This is a genomic window from Streptomyces sp. NPDC002851 (assembly GCF_053591935.1).
Window position 1 is genome coordinate 82,817 of sequence record NZ_JBSFUT010000009.1, and the last position, 19,109, is coordinate 101,925.

General features: G+C 73.6%; 11 protein-coding genes. 7 read left to right on the top strand and 4 right to left on the bottom strand.

All coding sequences use genetic code 11. The features are described from left to right. Window positions 1-321: 321 nt before the first annotated feature. Complete coding sequence (locus tag ACWD10_RS12360) at window positions 322-7,605, top strand: SDR family oxidoreductase (RefSeq protein WP_451089814.1); 7,284 nt, start codon at window positions 322-324, stop codon at window positions 7,603-7,605. Window positions 7,606-7,744: 139 nt separating this feature from the next. Here the strand turns inward: ACWD10_RS12360 and ACWD10_RS12365 are convergent, their stop codons facing one another. Continuing rightward, entirely contained in the window at window positions 7,745-8,944 is a 1,200-nt protein-coding gene (locus ACWD10_RS12365; RefSeq protein WP_451089816.1) for a bifunctional adenosylcobinamide kinase/adenosylcobinamide-phosphate guanylyltransferase, read from the bottom strand. An 80-nt stretch (window positions 8,945-9,024) separates the two neighbouring features. Between ACWD10_RS12365 and ACWD10_RS12370 the strand changes: the two genes are divergently transcribed. Continuing rightward, a complete protein-coding gene (locus ACWD10_RS12370) occupies window positions 9,025-9,246 on the top strand; it encodes a hypothetical protein (protein WP_451089818.1) in 222 nt (73 codons plus the stop codon). A 150-nt stretch (window positions 9,247-9,396) separates the two neighbouring features. On the opposite strand, the gene ACWD10_RS12375 is transcribed toward ACWD10_RS12370, so the two are convergent. The 3 genes from ACWD10_RS12375 to ACWD10_RS12385 all read right to left on the bottom strand — a co-directional run bounded on the left by ACWD10_RS12375 (window position 9,397) and on the right by ACWD10_RS12385 (window position 11,967). Further along, complete coding sequence (locus ACWD10_RS12375) at window positions 9,397-10,464, bottom strand: S1C family serine protease (RefSeq protein WP_451089820.1); 1,068 nt, start codon at window positions 10,462-10,464, stop codon at window positions 9,397-9,399. A gap of 73 nt (window positions 10,465-10,537) precedes the next feature. Continuing rightward, the gene (locus ACWD10_RS12380) at window positions 10,538-11,245 is read right to left on the bottom strand and encodes a class I SAM-dependent methyltransferase (RefSeq protein WP_451089822.1); all 708 of its coding nucleotides are present in this window, start codon (window positions 11,243-11,245) and stop codon (window positions 10,538-10,540) included. A 116-nt stretch (window positions 11,246-11,361) separates the two neighbouring features. After that, window positions 11,362-11,967, bottom strand: coding sequence for a DUF3043 domain-containing protein (locus ACWD10_RS12385; RefSeq protein ID WP_451089824.1), 606 nt, complete (start codon window positions 11,965-11,967; stop codon window positions 11,362-11,364). 283 nt (window positions 11,968-12,250) lie between these two features. Between ACWD10_RS12385 and ACWD10_RS12390 the strand changes: the two genes are divergently transcribed. The 5 genes from ACWD10_RS12390 to ACWD10_RS12410 all read left to right on the top strand — a co-directional run bounded on the left by ACWD10_RS12390 (window position 12,251) and on the right by ACWD10_RS12410 (window position 19,029). Beyond that, complete coding sequence (locus tag ACWD10_RS12390; protein ID WP_451089826.1) at window positions 12,251-13,060, top strand: PspA/IM30 family protein; 810 nt, start codon at window positions 12,251-12,253, stop codon at window positions 13,058-13,060. Between the two features lie 80 nt (window positions 13,061-13,140). Beyond that, window positions 13,141-13,419, top strand: coding sequence for a PspA-associated protein PspAA (gene pspAA, locus ACWD10_RS12395; protein ID WP_451089828.1), 279 nt, complete (start codon window positions 13,141-13,143; stop codon window positions 13,417-13,419). Window positions 13,420-13,502: 83 nt separating this feature from the next. Then, complete coding sequence (locus tag ACWD10_RS12400; protein WP_451089830.1) at window positions 13,503-14,864, top strand: sensor histidine kinase; 1,362 nt, start codon at window positions 13,503-13,505, stop codon at window positions 14,862-14,864. After that, window positions 14,861-15,565, top strand: a complete 705-nt coding sequence (locus ACWD10_RS12405; RefSeq protein ID WP_451089832.1) for a response regulator — start codon at window positions 14,861-14,863, stop codon at window positions 15,563-15,565. Before ACWD10_RS12400 ends, ACWD10_RS12405 begins: the two co-directional genes overlap by 4 nt. A 251-nt stretch (window positions 15,566-15,816) precedes the next feature. Further along, a complete protein-coding gene (locus ACWD10_RS12410) occupies window positions 15,817-19,029 on the top strand; it encodes an efflux RND transporter permease subunit (RefSeq protein WP_451089834.1) in 3,213 nt (1,070 codons plus the stop codon). The last annotated feature ends 80 nt before the right edge of the window (window positions 19,030-19,109 follow it).

Consider the following 19,109-nt stretch of genomic DNA (forward strand, 5'->3'; position numbering starts at 1 on the left):
GCCTGCCTCCGGGCGACGACGGGAGTCCGACGACAGGACCTGGCGGCCGGTCCTTGACGGTGCGTCAGTGGGTGGCGGTGGTGGGTTACGCCATGCGATGCACGGGATCCGGAGCGTCATTGCACGGGAGCTGACGATGGCTTAACTTCCGTTTTGTATTGAATGTGTCGGATTGTCGTACTGCGCGGAATGCGGGGCATCCGTAGCGCTCACCCCGCTCGGGGTCGCCCTCGGTCCCTCTGCACACCCCGAACACCCCGGCACCCCGACAGCTCGCCCCTCCGCCTCGCCCGCCTCGCCCGCACAGAGGAGACCTCTCCCGTGACGCACACCGTCATCGGCGTCAGCCCGTTCGGCGCTCCGGATCCCCGTCTCACCGCCGCTGTCTGCCGGGCCGGCGGACTCGGCGTCCTCGACCTCGGCCCCGGCGCCCGCGCCGCCCGCGAGGCCCTGACGCTCGTCCGCCAGTGGGTCCCCGGCACCGCCTGCGGCGGCGGCGATGACGCTGCCGCCTTCGGCGTCCGCGTACCCGCCGACTGCGCGCTCCGCCCCGCCGACCTGTGGGCGCAGGCGCCCGAGGACCCGGGGGCCCGTCCCGGTCCGCACACCGTCATGCTCGCCCCGGACACGCTCTGGCCCATCGACGAGATCCGGGGCGCCGCGGCCTATGCGGGCGTCGACCCGCTGGTACTCGCCGAGGTGCGCGACGCCGATGACGCGGAGGCGGCGGTACGGGACGGCGCGTCCGGAATCGTGGTGCGCGGCAGCGAGTGCGGCGGGCCCTGCGGCAGGCTCTCCCTCTTCGTCCTGCTTCAGCGGGTCCTCGAGACCGTCGGCGACGACCTGCCCGTATGGGCCTGGGGCGCCATCGGGCCGCGCACCGCCGCGGCCGCCGTGCTCGCGGGCGCGCGGGGCGTGGTCCTCGACGTCCAGCTCGCACTGCTCGACGAGGCCGGCGTGGCGCCCGAGACCGAGGGCCTGCTGCGCGCCCCCGACGGTGTGCGGACCGTGGTCGTCGACAGCCGCCACGGCGGAGCGCCGATGCGCGTGCTCGACCGGCGCGGCCCGGACGTCCCCGCCGCGCTGCGCGACACCCTGCTGCCCCTCGGCCAGGACGCCTTCCTCGCCGCTCGGTTCGCCGACCGGTACGGCAGCGTGGCGCGGGCCGTGGGCGCCGTGCACGAGGGCATCGACCGGGCCGTGGCCGCCGACGGCGCCACGCTGCGCGGCGGCTCCGCGATGTGCCGGGCGCTCGGCACCGCGCTGCCGGTCGCGCAGGGGCCGATGTCGCAGGTCAGCGACCGGACCCAGTTCGCCGTCGACGTCGCGAACGGCGGCGGGCTGCCCTTCGTGGCGCTCGACCCCGCCGGGCCCGAGCACACCCGCGTCCTCCTGGAGCAGACCAAGTCCGCGCTCGGCGACCGCCCTTGGGGCGTCGGCCTCCTCGGTTCCGCGCCGGACGAGGTCCGCGACGTCCAACTGGACGCCGTCCGCGCCCTGCGCCCCAGCCACGCCATCGTCCCCGGCGGCCGCCCCGCGCAGGCCGCCGCCCAGGAGGCCGCCGCCCTGGAGGCGGACGGCATCCGCACCTTCGTGCACGTGTCCACCCCCGCCCAGCTGGAGCGGTTCCTCGCTGCCGGGGTACGGCGCTTCGTGTTCCAGGGCGCCGAGGGCGGAGGGCCGGTCGGGCCGCGCAACAGCTTCCCCCTGTGGGAGGCCCAACTCGACGTTCTCGAGGGCTTTCTGGACGGGGCGGGTGAGGGCGGGTCCGTGGCCGAGGACAGCGCCCCGATCGACCCGCAGGACGTCCAGGTGCTGTTCGCCGGGGGCATCCACGACGAGCGGTCCGCCACCATGGTCGCCGCGCTCGCCGCCCGGCTCAGCGCCCACGGCGCCGCCGTCGGCGTGCTGATGGGCACCGCGTACCTCTTCACCGAGGAGGCCGTCGGCAGCGGCGCCATCCGCCCGGCGTTCCAACGCGCGGTCCTCGACGCCGAGTCCACCACGCTCCTGCGCACCGCCCCCGGCCACGCCACCCGCTGCGTCCCCAGCGCCTTCAGCGAGACGTACGAGCAGCTCAAGGACGAGCTGTGGGCCCAGGGGGTACCGGAGCGGCAGGCCCGGCAGGAGCTGGAACAGCTCACCGCGGAGCACCTGCGCATCGCGGGCAAGGGCATCGAGCGGGTCGGTGGCGAGCTCATCGACGTCGACGAGGAACGGCAGACCGTCGCCGGGATGTTCGTGGCCGGGGAGGCCGCGGTGCTCCGCGACGCCGTCACCACCGTCGCGGAACTGCACCACGCCGTCAGCGAACGGGCCGCCGCCCTCTACGAACAACGCGCCGTCCAACTCGCCGTCTGCGCGGGGGACTCCGAGCCGGAGGGCGCGACGGCGACCGCGGCGGACGCTGCTGTCCCCGAGCCGCTCGACGTCGCCGTGGTCGGCATGGCGGGGATGTTCCCGGAGACCGCTGACCTGCCTTCTTACTGGGCTCGGGTGCTTGCCGGGGCCGATGTCGTCACTGGTGCCGGTGCCGGTGCCGGTGCTGGTGCCGGTGTTGGTGCCGAGGCCGAGGCCGGTGTGTCTGATGGTCCCGCCGTCGGCCGCCGTGGCCTTCTGCCGCCGATCCCCTTCCACCCGGACGCCCACGGCCTTCCGTCCGCGTCCGTGGCCGCCCTCGAACCCGTACAACTCCTCGCTCTGGAAGCGGCGCGGCGGGCGCTCGCCGACGCAGGGTTCGAGCGCCGGGACTTCCCGCGCGAGCGCACCTGCGTCGTCTTCGGCGCCGGGTCCGGGGGCGGCGAGGGCGTCGGCGGGCCCGGCAGCGGCAACGCCGTCTGCGGGCGGATCGCCGAGGGGTTCGGCCTCGGTGGCGCGCACTACACGGTCGACGCGGACCGCGCCTCCGCACTCACCGCCGTCGACCTCGCCTGCAAGGAGCTCACGAGCCGCACCGCCGACGTGGCCCTGTGCGGCGCGGCCGAGCTGCGCCCCGACGGCACGGACTCCCGTACCGCCGCCGAGGGCACCGTGCCCGGTGAGACCGTCGCGTGCCTGGTGCTCAAGCGCCTTGCGGACGCGAAGCGGGACGACGACCGGATCTACGCCGTGATCAAGGGCGTCGGCAGCGCGGGCGATGGCGACGGCGGAGACGGCCGGGAGGAGCCCCGCCCCGAGCCCCGTTCCCAGCCCCGCTCCGAGGCCCGCACGAAGGCCCGCCTTGAGGGACACCGGGCCGCCCTCGAACGCGCCTACGCGCAGGCCGGAGTGTCGCCCGCCGAGGTCGGTCTGATCGAGGCCCACGGCGCGGGCACCGCGGTCGACGACGACGGCGACGCCGAACTCACCACGCTCACCGCGCTGTTCGAGGAAGCGGGCGCCGCACCCGGCGGCTGCGTCATCGGCTCGGTCCGGCCGCCCGGGAGCGGGCACGCCGAGTCCGCCGCCGGACTCGCGGGCCTGGTCAGGACCGTGCTCGCCCTGCACACCGGGGTACGCCCGCCCACGCGCCACATCGACGCCCCCGACCCCGCACGGCCCGGCCCCGAAAGCCCCTTCGCCTGCCACCGCGAGGCGCTGCCGTGGGCCGAGCCCGCAGCGCGGCGCGTCGCCGGGGTGAGCGCGTTCGGGCCCAACGGCCCCTGCGTCCATGCGGTGCTCCGGGCGTACGCGGACGGGGTGCCGCCGCGCCAGGGGCTCGACGTGTGGCCCGCCGAACTGTTCATCTTCCGCAGCCGGGCCGCCGTCGAGGAGATCGCCGACCTCGCGGTGGGCGGCGCCTGCCGCCTGAGGGACCTGGCACGGACCGCGGCACGGCGGGCGGACTGCGTGACAGCGGCCGAGGCGGAGCCACTGGTCGGGGCGGTGGTCGCGGAATCCGTCACCGAACTGCCTCTGCTGCTACGGGACTTGCTGGACGGTAAAGCGAGGGACGGCGTGTACCCGGCGGCTCCTGCGAGCCCGGAGACTCCCGCGGCCGACCCCGCCGACACTGCCCCCGGGGGCACCGGAGCCCCCGGAACCGTCGCGCACGGCAAGGTCGCGTTCCTCTTCCCGGGGCAAGGGAGCCAGCGGGTCGGCATGTTCGCCGGACTGTTCACGGCCTTCCCGGAGCTCGGCCGTCATCTGCGGCACGCCCCGGCCGCCGCCCTGTATCCGCCCGCCGCGTTCGACGACGCCGAGCGCGCCGCACAGCACACCCGGCTCGCGGACACCCGTCGTGCCCAGGCCGCGCTCGGGGCGGTCGGCCTGGCCGCGTACGACACCCTCACCGCGGTCGGCGTACGTCCCCACATGGCCGCGGGCCATTCGTACGGCGAACTCGTCGCCCTCTGCGCGGCAGGCGCCCTCGAACCGGACGCGCTCGGCGAGCTCAGCCGCGAGCGGGCCGAGGCGATCCTCACCGCGACCGGCGCGCACGGCCAGGACCCCGGCACCATGGTCGCCGTCGCCGCCTACACCGACGAGGTCACCCGGGTCCTGGTGGAGAAGGGCCTCGCCGACCGGGTCGTGGTCGCGCATCACAACGCGCCCACGGAGACCGTCGTTGCGTGCCCCACGGACGCCGTCCCCGAGGCCGTCTCGGCGCTCCAAAGCGCCGGGTACGACACCCGCGCGCTGTCCGCCCCCTGCGCGCTGCACAGCCCCCTGGCCGCCAGGGCGGTGCCGCGGTTCGCCGGGGTCCTGTCGGCGTACACGGTGCGCGGCCCCGAGTTCCCGGTGTGGGCCAACCTCACCGGGGCCCGCTACCCCGAGGACCCCGTCGAGGTGCGGGTGCACCTCGCCGAGCAGCTCGGCGCCCCGGTCCGCTTCGTCGACCAGATCGAGTCGATGTACGCCGCCGGGGCCCGGGTCTTCGTCGAGGCCGGGCCCGGCACCGTGCTCACCGAGCTCGTCGGGGAGATCCTCGGCGACCGGCCGCACCTGGCGGTGCCGTTCGAGCCGCGCCCCGACGCCGGGCTCCGCGGCCACCTGGAGTCCCTGGCCCGGCTCGCCGCGGCCGGCCTCCCGGTGTCGGCCGGGCGGCTCTTCGCCGGGCGCGACGCGATCCTCGCGGACGCGGCCGCTCCGCCCGCACGGCCCGCCCTGACGGTCGACGGCCGTCTCGTACGAACGGCGGACGGCGAGCCCCTGCCAGGGGCACACCGGCCCGACCGGCGCAGCACGGGCCTCTTGACCGGCCACTCGCCGGGCTTCTCGACCGGCCTCTCGCGGACATGGGAGACGACAATGGACGACAGCGACGCCAGGGACGCCAGGGACGACAGAGATCACAGTGACGACCTGGTCCACTGGGATGACCGGGGCCACTGGGACGAACGGGACCGTCAGGAAGCCCTGCTACGGGAGTTCCTGCGCAACAGCCGGGAGACGCTGGCCGCCCAGCGGGACGTACTGCTCGGGTACTTCGCCTCGGGGGCCGCACCGGCCCCGGCCGGGGTGGAGCGGGATGCCCTGACGCCCGACGCCGTGCGGGAGGCCGCGTCGTCGCTCCCGGACGAGCTGTTCCCGGAGGCCGAGCTCGTCTCCGAACACGTACCGCTGACGGCCGAACACACCCCTGAGGACCGGGAGTTCACCCACGGGCCCGAGCGCGGGCGCGAGCGCGAACCCGAGCCCGAGCCCGAGACCGAGACCGAGCCTGAACTCGCGCCCGACCCCGAACTCGTCACCGAGCCCGGACCCGAACCCGACCTGGAACCGGATCCGGAACTCGTCACCGAGCCGGACCTCATCCCTGAACCCGACCTCCTGCCTGAACCCGAACTCGTACGGGAACCCGAGCCCGAGCCGGAGCGCACCGTCGACCCGGGCGCCGAGTCCCTCGCGCAGCCGCAGCCGCAGCCGCAGCCGCACCTCGACCTGGACCTGAAACCGGCCCCGACTCCGACCCCGGCCCCGGCTGCGGCTCCGGCTCCGGCCCCAGCCCCGGAGCCCGAAGCCTTGCCCGACCCCGCCCCCGCCCCCGCCCCCGAGCCGAGGTTCGAGTCCGCACCCGAGCCCGAGCCCGAGCCGCAGCCGCAGCCGGACCACGCGCCCGCCTCCGCCGCCACCGTCACTCCCACCCCCGCCCCCGCGCCCGGCACTCCCACCCCCGAGCCCCCCATCACCGGCCGCGCCCCCCAGCGCTACCTCCTGCGCCGCATCGCCCTCGACCCCGCCCCCGCACCCCGCGCGGCCGGAGCGCACGAGCTGCGCGGGAAGCGGTTCCTGATCATCGGGGAAGGGACGCCGCTCGCGCAGGCCCTGGTCACCCGGCTCACCACCCTCGGCGCGATCGCGAGCCGGGGCGAGGTCGACCAGGTGGGGCAGGGCGGCTCCGGGCCCGTCGACGGGGTGCTGCACCTCGGTGCCGTGGCCGGGGCCGAACAGCCGTTGCTGCCCGCCGGGTTCGGCGCGTTCCAGGCGCTGCTGCGGCAGGGGACGAGTCGGCTGCTTTGCCCCCGCTACGCCGGGGACTCCGGTGGCCTCGACGGGTTCTTCCGCACCGTGGCCCGCGAGTACCCCGACGTCCTCGCCCGTTCGGTCGAGCTCGACCCGGACCGTACCGCCGCCGAGCAGGCCGAGGACCTCGTCGCGGAGCTGATCGCACCCGACCGTGAGCCCGTGGTGCTGCGCAGTGGCGGCGGCCGGTTCACCCTCGTGCCGCACGAGCAGCCGCTCGGACTGCTCGTGACGTCCGGGGACGGGCCCGCCGGTAGCGGCAACGGCAACACCAACGGCGTCGCCGAGGCCGCGGTGCTCGGGCTCGGGCCCGAGTCGGTGGTGCTGCTCGCGGGCGGCGCGCGCGGCATCACCCCACACTTCGCCGTCGCGCTCGCCCGCGCCGCGCGCTGCCGGGTCGAACTGCTCGGCCGTACACCGCTCGACGATGTCCCCGGCGGATACGACGAGTTCGCCGACATCACCGACGAGGCCGCGCTGCGCGCCGCGCTCGCCGCCCGCGGCGGCCCGAGCCCCTTCGGGATCGAGTACGAGGCGCGCCGCATCCTGGCCCGCCGCGAGGTCGCCGCCACGCTCGCCGAGGTGCACGACGTGGGCGGCCAGGCCGGATACCGGGCGGTCGACCTGCGGGACCCGGAGGGCGTGCAGCAGGCGGTCAAGGAGACGTACGCGACGTACGGCCGGATCGACGGGGTCGTACACGCCGCCGGGGTGCTCGACGACCGGCTGCTCGCCGAGAAGGACCAGGCGTCCTTCGACCGGGTCTACGGCACCAAGGTGGACGGCGCCCGCACGCTGCTCGCCACGCTCCACCGGCTGCCCCAACTCCCGCGACTGACCGTCCTGTACGGCTCCATCGCGGCCGTCGACGGCAGCCGCGGCCAGGCCGACCACGCCGCCGCCAACGACGCCCTGGCCCGCCTCGGCCGCCGCTGGCGCACGGCCACCGGCAGCCGCACCCTCACGGTGCACTGGGGCCCGTGGGCTCCGGTCGGGGCGCACGGCGGCATGATCGGCCCGGAGCTCGCCCGCGAGTACGTGCGCCGCGGCATCGGCCTGATCGACCCCGAGGAAGGCGCGCTCGCGCTCCTGCGGGAACTGGCCTGGGGCGAACAGGACATCGACGAGGTCATCCTCACGGCGTCGGCATCCGCCACCTGAGCCGAGGACTGAGGACTGAGGTCTGATGACTAAGGACTAAGGACTAAGGACCGAGGAGCCGGGAGCAGAGGAGCCGGGAGCAGAGGGGCCTGGGGAATCGTCCCCGGGCCCCTCTGGCGTGCTGTCCCGGCCGTGGCCGTCAGCCGCGCAGCCGCAGCGCCTGACCCGCCACCACCAACACCACGTGTTCGCACTCCTCGGCGAACGAGGCGTTCAGGCGGCCCAGTTCGTCGCGGAAGCGGCGGCCCGCGGCGGTCGCGGGCACGACCCCGGAGCCCACCTCGTTGGAGACCGCCACGACGGTGCGCCGGGTCTTCCGCAGCGCCTCGGTCAGTCGGGTCACCCGGTCGCGCAGCTCCCGTTCGCCGCCCGCCGCCCAGGTGGCGTCGTCCCAGGCGTCGACCCGGTCCATGGCGTCGGTGAGCCAGAGCGACAGGCAGTCGATGAGGAGCGGCGGGCCGGTCCCGGCGAGCAGCGGGATGAGGTCGCAGGTCTCCTCGGTGTACCAGGCCGAGGGCCGCCGCTCGCGGTGCGCGCCCACCCGGTCGGCCCACTCGGGGTCGCCCTCGCGCATCCCGCCGGTGGCGACGTACACGACCTCGGGAAAGGTCTCCAGGCGCCGCTCGGCCTCGACGGATTTGCCGGAACGCGCGCCGCCGAGCACCAGGGTGCGCCGCGGCAGGTCGGGCACCGCGTGGTACTCGCCGACGAGCAGCGTCGTGCCGTCCGGGACCGCGCGGGCGCCCGCGGCCGCGAGCCTGCGGTGCAGTTCGGGGCCGGGCGGCACATCGTGGTCGAGATGGACGGCGAGTACGTCGGTGGTGGCGGTGACCGCACCGGCCGCCCGCAGCCGCGCGAGCGCGTCCGGCCGCCCGAAGATGTCGGCGACCACCATGTCGTACGGATGCGCGGCCGGTTCCAGACCCGCGGGGGCGCCGTCGGGCGGCAGGTACAGCAGCCGCTCGCCGTCCGGCCCGACGACCTCGTACCCCGTACCGGGCGAGTCCAGGGCCACCGCCCGCACCCGGTGCCCGTCGAGCAGCGCCAGCTCACGCCCGTCCGGCACCCGCCCGGCCCGGGGCAGTCCCGCCGGGTGTTCGACGGCGGGCCCGTCGTGCGGGTGCGAGAGCAGCACCTGGCGTACGCCGCTCAGGGTCTGTCCCGCGCGGGCGGCGGCGAACGCGGCGCCGGGGGTGAGGTCGAGCAGCAGCGCGCCGTCCACCAGGAGGGCGGTCGGGGCGCGGGCGGCGTCCCCGAGCGCACTCGCACAGGACGCGCACGGGCAGTCGGGTCGGGGCAGTCCGGCCGGGGCGCCGGTGCCGAGCAGTGTCAGTTCCACGGGGATGATCCTGCCGCGTCGGTACGGGTCTTGCGCGTCCGGATAGGCTGCACCCACCATCCGGATCTTGGGAGGCGGACATGGCGGCGTGGACATGGCGGTTCGAGAAGTCCGACGGCTCGGAGACCGAACCCGCGGTGCAGCCCGAGGAGTTCACCACGCAGGGGGACGCCGAGTCCTGGATCGGGGAGGTGTGGAAGGACCTGGCCGAGGGCGGCGTCGACCAGGTCACCCTCTTCGAGGACGGTACGAAGGTCTACGGCCCGATGAGCCTGCATCCGGAGGAGCCCGCGGAGGACTGAGACCTATCAGCCCGTCCGGCGTTTGAGGACGAGCGCGTGCAGCGCGATGGAGCGGGGTCCGGGGGCGCAGCCCCCGGGTGACGGTCACCGGGCCGACGGTACGGACGCGTGTCCCGGAAGAGGCGCCCGCACCCCGCAAGAGGCGCCCCGCTAAATCTCGCCCAGCGTGACGTCCGCGGTCCGCTCCCGTCCGTCCCTCGTGTACGTCACCTCGACCCGCTGTCCCGGCTTCAGCGCGGCCAGCGCCTCCGCCAGGGACGTGGTCGTGGTGATCCGGGCGTCGCCCACGCGCGTGATGACGTCGCCGGGGCGCAGGCCCGCCTTGGCGGCCGCGCCGTCCCGCTTGACCTCGACGACGGTGACCCCGGCCGGGCGGAAGTCGTCGCCGAGCACCGTACGGACGGTGATCTCGAGCGCCGCGCGTCCCGAGTCGGTGACCCGGCCCCGCTCGACGATCTGGTCCGCGATCGTTCTGACCATCGAGGCGGGGATCGCGAAGCCGATGCCGGGTGCCGCGCTGCCGCCCAGGTTCGGGTCGGTGGCCGCGAGCGTGGGGATGCCGATGACCTCGCCGTCCAGGTTCACGAGCGCGCCGCCGCTGTTGCCCGGGTTGATGGCGGCCGAGGTCTGCACCATGTTGGCGAGGGTCGCGCCGGTGCCGCCGCCGGCGCGGCGCTCGCTGACGGTCCGCCCGGTCGCCGAGACGATGCCCTGCGTCACGCTGGAGGACAGGCCGAGCGGCGAGCCCATGGCGAGCACCAGTTGGCCCACCTCGACCTTCGTCGAGTCCCCGAACTTCACCGCGCGCAGGCCGTCCGGCGGGTCGTCCAGCTTGATCACCGCGAGGTCCTGCTGCGGGTAGCTCGACACCAGCCGCGCGGAGAGCACCTCTTCGCCGGTGGCGGAGGTGACCTTGAAGGCCCTCTCCTCGCCGACGACATGGGCGTTGGTGACGATATGGCCCTGGTCGTCGTAGACGATCCCGGAGCCCAGGCCGCGGGCCGCGTCGATCTGCACGACCGAGGGCAGCACGTCCCTGATCACCTGCTGGTAGTCGTCCTCAAGCTCCTCGGCGTCCCGCACGGGCGCCGCCTGCTGAGCGACCGCGGACGGCGGCTGCTTCGTCGGCGGCCCGGCGGAACAGCCGCCGACCAGTGCCGCCGAGCAGAGGGCCGCGGCCAGCGGGAGCAGCAGCCGGGTGGCGGGAGTTCGCTTCATGTCCGGAGTATCACCGCGGCGGAGGGGCCGGGGCCCGCGGTAGGCATCCGATCGGGGGCGCAGCCCCCAGAGATCAGCCCCGCACCCCGCAGAGGTGCAGCAAAGCCGCCACCCTCCGGTAGGGATCCGTGCGCCCGGCGCGTTCCTCGGCGGCGAGCAGGGCCGTGAGTTCCGGGTCCGGCGGGGGCGGGGTGTCGTCCGCCGCGGTGTCCGTGAGGACCCGGACGCCGTACCAGGCGTGCAGCGGGGCGCCGATCCCGGCCAGGGTCGCCGTCAGGTCGGCCAGACGGTCGGCGCGGACCGTGAGGCCCAGGCGATTGGTGTACGTGTCCGTGTCGAAGGCGGTGAGCGCCCCGGACCAGTCGCCCGCGAGACCGGGGCGTAGGGCGAGCGCGTCCCCGTTCCGTACGAGCAGCGAGAGCAGCCCGCCGGGTGCCAGCATCCGGGCCAGACCGGCAAGCATCGCGTCCCGGTCCTCGATGTACATCAGGACGCCGTGGCAGAGCACCACGTCGAAGGACCCGGGCAGGAAGTGCGCGCCGGTCGCGCTGCCGTCGCCCTCCATCAGGCGTACCCGGGCGCGGATGCCCTCGGGCTCCGCGGCGAGCGCGGTGCGCGCCGCGGCCAGCATCTCCGGGTCCTTCTCCAGGCCGGTCACCTTGTGCCCGGCGCGGGCCAGGCGGAGCGCCTGGGTGCCCTGGCCGGTGCCCACGTCGAGCACGCGGAGGCGCTGCCCCACCGGGAAACGGACCGCGATCTGCTCGTCCAGCTGGCGGGCCACCAGCTCCTGGCGTACGACATTGCGCAGCCCGCCGAGGCCGTGGAGCCAGGCGCCCGCGCCACCGGAGAAACCGCCGGAGCGCCTGGTGCCTTCAGTACCCCCGTTGCCCGCAGCGCTCAGGGCCGTTCCCCGCGCTTGACCTGCGGCTTGGGGAGGCGGAGGCGGCGCATCTGGAGGGTGCGCATCAGGGCGTAGGCGACGGCGCCGCGCTTGGGCTCGTCCGGGAAGCGCTCGCGGAGCTGCTTCTTCAGGCGGATGGCGATGCCGATGGAGTCGACCACGATCGCGACGATCACGAACAGCCACAGCAGCAGCGCGATGTTCTGCAGCTGCGGGTTCCTGAGCATGCTGAGGACGAGGATGACCACGGCCATCGGCAGGAAGTACTCGGCGATGCAGAACCGCGAGTCGACGAAGTCACGGGCGAAGCGGCGCACCTTGCCCTTGTCGCGCACCGGGAGGTACCGCTCGTCGCCGCTGGCCAGGGCCTCGCGCTGCTTGGCGAGGGCGGCGCGGCGGGCCTCACGCTGTCGCTTGGCCGCCTCCTTGCGGTTGGTCGGCGTATGGGCGACGCTGCGGCGCTGCGTCTGGGCCACGGCACGCTTCGGCGTGGGGCGGCCCTTCGGCGCCTGCGGGTCACGGGTCTGCTTGGAGTCGGTCACCGGGGCCTTGTCGGCCTGGGCCTTCTCTTCCTTGGCACGGCTACGGAACACAAAGCCCAAGGGTACGGGGTCGAGGGCCCGGCTCACAGAGCGGCGGGGAACGATCTCGCAACGGCGGCCGGAGCAACCGCCTCCACCAGCCCTTTTCGCCGGCTTTCGCCGACCTGAGCCGCTCGCTTCTCCTTCTTTCTCCTCCTTGCGCCGGAGCCCGCGGGCGGCCAGTCGTCCTTGGGGAGGAGCGCATCCGCGCTCGGACAGTGCGGTAATGGAGTCAGGGCCCGTACGCTGGGTTCTGTCGCAGTAGCTGGAGCTGTAGTCCGTCAGAAGGGGGCGCGCGAAGCCCATGAGCGGTGTCATGAAGCGTATGGGGATGCTCTTCCGCGCGAAGGCGAACAAGGCCCTTGACCGGGCCGAGGACCCGCGCGAGACCCTCGACTACTCGTACCAGAAGCAGCTGGAGCTGCTGCAGAAGGTGCGCCGCGGTGTCGCCGACGTGGCCACCAGCCGCAAGCGCCTCGAGCTTCAGCTCAACCAGTTGCAGCAGCAGTCCACGAAGCTGGAGGAACAGGGCCGCAAGGCGCTCGCGCTCGGCCGCGAGGACTTGGCCCGCGAGGCTCTCTCCCGCCGCGCCGCGCTGCAACAGCAGGTCACGGACCTGCAGACCCAGCACGAGACGCTGCAGGGTGAGGAGGAGAAGCTGACTCTGGCCTCCCAGCGGCTCCAGGCCAAGGTCGACGCCTTCCGTACGAAGAAGGAGACGATCAAGGCGACGTACACCGCCGCCCAGGCCCAGACCCGGATCGGCGAGGCGTTCTCCGGCATCTCCGAGGAGATGGGCGACGTCGGCATGGCCGTCCAGCGGGCCGAGGACAAGACGGCCCAGCTTCAGGCGCGGGCCGGTGCCATCGACGAGCTGCTCGCGTCCGGTGCCCTCGACGACCAGTCCGGCACGTCCAAGGACGACCTCCAGGCCGAGCTCGACCGGATCTCCGGCGGTACGGACGTGGAGCTGGAGCTCCAGCGCATGAAGGCCGAGCTGGCGGGCGGCACCAACGGTTCGCAGCAGGCCCTCGAGGGCGGAGCCCCGGGCGAGGCCGAGAACGGCAATCAGGCCAAGGAGCAGCAGGACACCCCGCGGTTCGACAAGCAGTAGCCCGCTGCGCGCAGGAGACTGCTGTCAGCAGCAGTGAGCCGCCGCGAGCAGGAGCCCGACAGGCCCGATGGGAGAGCGTCATGATCGTACGGATCATGGGGGAGGGGCAGGTGAAGCTGGCCGACAGCCACTTCGCCGAACTGAACAAACTGGACGACGAATTGCTCGAGGAGATGGAGAACGGCGACGGGCCGGGCTTCCGCACCACCTTGAGCGCGCTCCTGGACAAGGTCCGGGAGCTGGGCACCCCGCTCCCGGACGACTCCCTGGAGCCGTCAGAACTGATCCTTCCGGCCCCGGACGCGACCTTGGAGGAGGTCCGGGAGCTGCTGAGCGATGACGGGTTGATTCCGGGCTGAGGCGGGGCTGCCCCGGTGCCGGGCACCGTCACGTGGAGCGGTACGGCGGCACGCCGTAAAACCGGCCGGGTACCGTTCCAGCCGTGAACTCTCTCGTCCGCGCGAGGGCCTGGCTGAAGGCCCACCCCCTGGCCTTCGACGCCACCCTCGCCCTGGTCGTCCTCGCGTGCATGATCGCCGGCTCTTTCATCGAGCCGTACAGCCCGCACGGCCCCTACTTCGGGCGGACCCCCGACCGCACCGGCGTCGCCATGATGCTGCTCGGCGCCGCGGCGCTCGTGTTCCGGCGCCGCGCCCCCATGCGCGTGCTCGCCGCCACCGGTGCCGTCGCCCTGGTCGAGCTGACCTCCGGCGAGCCCCGCGCCCCGGTCACGATGTGCGCCGTCATCGCGCTGTTCACCGTCGCCTCGCACACCGACCGGCCCACCACCTGGCGGGTCGGCCTGCTCACCATGACCGTGCTCACGGCCGCCGCGATGCTCTCCGGCCCGCTGCCCTGGTACGCCCAGGAAAACCTCGGCGTCTTCGCCTGGACCGGCATGGCCAGCGCCGCCGGGGACGCGGTCCGCAGTCGCCGTGCCTTCGTCGCCGCCATCCGGGAGCGGGCCGAGCGCGCCGAACGCACCCGCGAGGAGGAGGCCCGGCGCCGGGTGGCCGAGGAGCGGCTGCGCATCGCCCGCGATCTGCACGACGTGGTCGCCCACCACATCGCCCTGGTCAACGTCCAGGCCGGGGTCGCGTCGCACGTCATGGACAAGCGGCCCGACCAGGCCAAGGAGGCCCTGGCGCACGTCCGCGAGGCCAGCCGGTCGGCCCTGAACGAACTGCGCGCCACGGTCGGCCTGCTGCGCCAGACCGGCGACCCGGAGGCGCCGACCGAGCCCGCCCCGGGCCTGGCCCGGCTCGATGACCTGCTCGGCACCTTCCGGCACGCGGGGCTGCCCGTGCAGGTGGCCCGCGCCGACGAGGGCAGTGCGTTGCCCGCGGCCGTGGACCTGGCGGCGTACCGCATCATCCAGGAGGCCCTGACCAATGTGCGCAAGCACGCGGGCGCCGGGGCGCGGGCCGAGGTGAGCGTCATCAGGGTCGGCCCGAACGTCGAGATCACCGTCCTCGACGACGGCGCCACGGACCGTACGCAGGGAGCGCCGGGGAGCGCCCCAACCTCAGCCCAGGCCCCGGCCCCGGCCCCGACAAGCGCCCCGGCCCCGACAGACGCCTCAGCCTCGACAGACGCCCCGGCCCCGGCTCAAGCGGAGCCCACCCCCAGCGGTGGCCACGGCCTGCTCGGCATGCGTGAGCGGGTGGGCGCGCTCGGCGGCAGCTGCACCGCGGGTCCCCGGTACGGCGGCGGCTTCCGGGTGCATGCGATCCTGCCGGTCGACAGTTCGGGCCGGGGCCCGGGCGGCGCAAGCACAGGCACAGGCACGGGGGAGACCGCATGACGATCCGGGTGCTGCTCGCCGACGACCAGGCCCTGCTGCGCAGCGCCTTCAAGGTTCTGGTGGACTCCGAGCCGGACATGGAGGTCGTCGGCGAGGCGTCCGACGGTGCCGAGGCCGTCCGGCTCGCCAAGGCGGAGCGCGCCGACGTCGTCCTCATGGACATCCGGATGCCGGGGACCGACGGCCTCGCCGCCACCCGCCTGATCAGCGCCGACCCCGAACTCGACCAGGTGCACGTGGTGATGCTGACCACCTTCGAGGTGGACGAGTACGTGGTGCAGTCGCTGCGCGCCGGAGCCTGCGGGTTTCTCGGCAAGGGCTCCGAGCCGGAGGAACTGCTCAACGCCATCCGGGTCGCCGCCGCGGGCGAGGCGCTGCTCTCGCCCGCCGCCACGAAGGGCCTGATCGCCACCTTCCTTGCGCAGGGCGGTGGTTCGGGGGACGCAGACGGAGACGACGGCAACGGGGAGAGCGCCGAGCGGGCCGAGCGGCTCGCCGCGCTCACCGGCCGCGAGCGCGAGGTGCTCGTCCAGGTCGCCGGTGGCCTCTCCAACGACGAGATCGCCGAGAAGCTCTCCGTCAGCCCGCTCACCGTCAAGACCCATGTGAACCGGGCCATGGCGAAGCTGGGCGCCCGCGATCGTGCCCAACTCGTCGTCACCGCCTACGAGTCGGGGCTCGTCCGCCCGCGCGGCGACTGACCGTCCCTCTTCACCGGCCCCGGGGACGTACGCCTCACCAGCCTCGGGGACGTACGCCTCACCGGCCCGGGGACGCACACCCGGACGTACTCGCCCCTTACATCCATGGGTGGACCGTGCCCGGAAATGCCGTACTGCGCCCGCAGTAGGAGCCGTGCCCGGAAAGGCACCTGCGAGCGAGGAATTCGGCCGTGACCATGCCAGAGGGTTGAAGTCGGTCCGCGTACGCCACAGAAGAGAGACCCTCACCCATGTCCTGGCTGTCCAGATTCAGCCTTGCCCAACGGGCCCTGATCGGGCTGATATCGATCGTCGCGCTGGCCTTCGGCGCACTCGCGATCCCGCAGCTCAAGCAGCAGTTGCTGCCCTCCATCGAGCTGCCGATGGTGTCCGTCGTCGCCCCGTACCAGGGCGCGTCGCCGGATGTGGTCGAGAAGCAGGTCGTCGAGCCGCTCGAATCGAGCATCGAGTCCGTCGAGGGCATCACCGGCATCACCGCCACGGCGAGCGAGGGCAACGCCCTCGTCATGGCGCAGTTCGACTACGGCGACGCCGACTCCAAGCAGCTGGTCGCCGACGTACAGCAGGCGGTGAACCGGGCCCGCGCCCAGCTCCCGCAGGACGTCGACCCGCAGGTGGTGGCCGGTTCCACGGACGACATACCGACCGTGGTGCTCGCCGCCTCCGCCGACGGCATGGACCAGCAGGCGCTCGCCGACCGCCTGGACCGCACCGTCGTACCGGTCCTCCAGGACATCGACGGCGTCGGCCGGGTCACCGTCGACGGCGTCCGTGACCTACAGGTGCGGATCACCCCGGACGAGGCGAAGCTCGCCAAGGCCGGGCTGACCGCGGCCGATCTCGGCCAGGCGCTGCAGTCGGGCGGCGCCTCGGTGCCCGCCGGGTCCTTCGACGAGGACGGCCGGAACCGCACGGTCCAGGTCGGTGGCGGATTCACCTCGCTGAAGCAGATCGAGGACCTGATGGTCACGCCGCAGGCCGCGCCCGGCGGTGCGGGGGCCTCAGGTGCCGAGGGCGGCAACGTGGCGGCCAAGCCGGTACGGCTCGGCTCCGTCGCCGACGTGGCGCAGAAGGAGGCCAGGGCCGAGTCCCTGACCCGCACCAATGGCGAGCCCAGCCTGGCCGTCACGGTCACCATGGACAAGGACGGCTCGGCCGTCGCGATCTCGGACGCGGTCAAGGACGAACTGCCGCAGCTCCGCAAGGACCTGGGTGCGAACGCCGAGCTGACCGTGGTCTCCGACCAGGGCCCGGCCGTCTCCAAGTCCATCGACGGCCTCACCACCGAGGGCGCCCTCGGCCTGCTCTTCGCGGTCGTCGTGATCCTGGTCTTCCTGGCATCGCTGCGCTCGACCCTGGTGACCGCGGTCTCCATCCCGCTCTCCGTCGTACTGGCGCTGCTCGTGCTGTGGAGCCGCGACCTGTCGCTCAACATGCTCACGCTCGGCGCGCTCACCATCGCGATCGGCCGGGTCGTGGACGACTCGATCGTGGTCCTGGAGAACATCAAGCGCCATCTCGGGTACGGCGAGGAGCGCAAGGAGGCCATCATCGGCGCGGTCAAGGAGGTGGCCGGAGCGGTCACGTCCTCGACCTTCACCACGGTCGCCGTCTTCCTGCCGATCGGCCTGGTCGGGGGCATGGTGGGCGAGCTGTTCGGCTCGTTCTCGCTGACGGTGTCGGCGGCCCTGCTCGCCTCCCTGCTCGTGTCCCTGACGGTCGTGCCGGTGCTGTCGTACTGGTTCCTGCGCGCCCCCAAGAAGACCCGTGGCCTCGACCCGGAGGAGGCCCGCCGCCAGGCGGAGGAGAAGGAGGCGCGCAGCTGGCTCCAGCGCCTGTACGTCCCGGTGTTGCGCTTCGCGACCCGGCGCCGTTTCACCAGCGTGGTCCTGGCGCTCGTGATCCTGGTCGGCACGTTCGGCCTCGCCCCGATGCTGAAGACCAACTTCTTCGACCAGGGCGAGCAGGAAGTCCTCTCCATCAAGCAGGAGTTGGCGCCCGGCACCAGCCTCGCGGCCACCGACAAGGCGGCGAAGAAGGTCGAGGGAGTCCTCGCGGACGCCGACGGCGTCAAGGACTACCAGGTCACGATCGGTTCGTCCGGGTTCATGGCGGCCTTCGGCGGCGGTACGGACACCAACCAGGCTTCGTACCAGGTGACCCTGGCCGACGACGCGTCGTACGAGAACACCCGCGACCGCATCGAGGCGGGGTTGAAGGACCTCGACGGCATCGGCGACACCCGCATCGCGGCCGGTGACGGCTTCGCCAACCAGGACCTCAGCGTGGTGGTCAAGGCCGCCGACGCCGACGTACTGAAGAAGGCCGCGGAGCAGGTGCGCGCCGGTGTCGCGGAACTCGACGACGTCACGGACGTACAGAGCGACCTCTCCGAGTCCGTCCCGCGGATCTCGGTCAAGGCCAACGAGAAGGCGGCCGCGGCCGGTTTCACCGACGCCACCCTCGGCCAGGCCGTCACCCAGGCGGTCCGCGGCACCCCGAGCGGCAAGGCGGTCCTCGACGACGCCGAGCGCGACATCGTCGTACGGTCCAAGCAGCCCGCGCAGACCCTCGACGACCTGAAGAACCTGAAGCTGGGCCCGGTCGAGCTCGGCCGGATCGCGGACGTGGAACTGGTCGACGGCCCGGTCTCCATGACCCGCATCGACGGCTCCCGCGCGGCCACGATCACGGCCCGCCCGACCGGCGACAACACGGGCGCGGTCAGCGCGGCGCTCCAGACCAAGCTCAACGAGATCGAGAAGGACCTGCCCGACGGCGCCGGCGTCTCCATCGGCGGCGTCTCCGAGGACCAGGACGAGGCGTTCGCGTCCCTCGGCCTGGCGATGCTCGCGGCGATCGCGATCGTCTTCATGCTCCTGGTGGCGACGTTCCGTTCGCTCGTGCAGCCCCTGATCCTGCTGGTGTCGATCCCGTTCGCGGCAACGGGCGCCCTGGGCCTCCTGGTGGCGACGGACACCCCGATGGGCGTCCCGGCGATGATCGGCATGCTGATGCTGATCGGCATCGTGGTCACCAACGCGATCGTCCTGATCGACCTGATCAACCAGTACCGGGCCAAGGGCTACGGCACGGTCGAAGCGGTCATCGAGGGCGGCCGCCACCGGCTCCGCCCGATCCTGATGACGGCCCTGGCGACGATCTGCGCACTGACCCCGATGGCGCTCGGCGTCACGGGCGAGGGCGGCTTCATCGCCCAGCCGCTCGCCGTGGTGGTGATCGGCGGCCTGGTCTCCTCGACCCTCCTCACCCTGCTCCTGGTCCCGACGCTCTACGCGATGATCGAGCTCCGCAAGGAGCGCCGAGCGAAGAAGCGCGCGGCGAAGCGGGCGAGGAAGGCGGGCGTCCCGCAGCAGCAGCCCGAGCCGGACACTCCGGTGACTCCGGACCAGTCCGGGGAGCCGGAACCGGCCAAGGTCTGACGCCAATTGGGGGCGCTCCCTCGTGGGAGCGCCCCCAACATTTCCAGCTCGTCCGGCAACTGGAATTACGGCTTTACGGC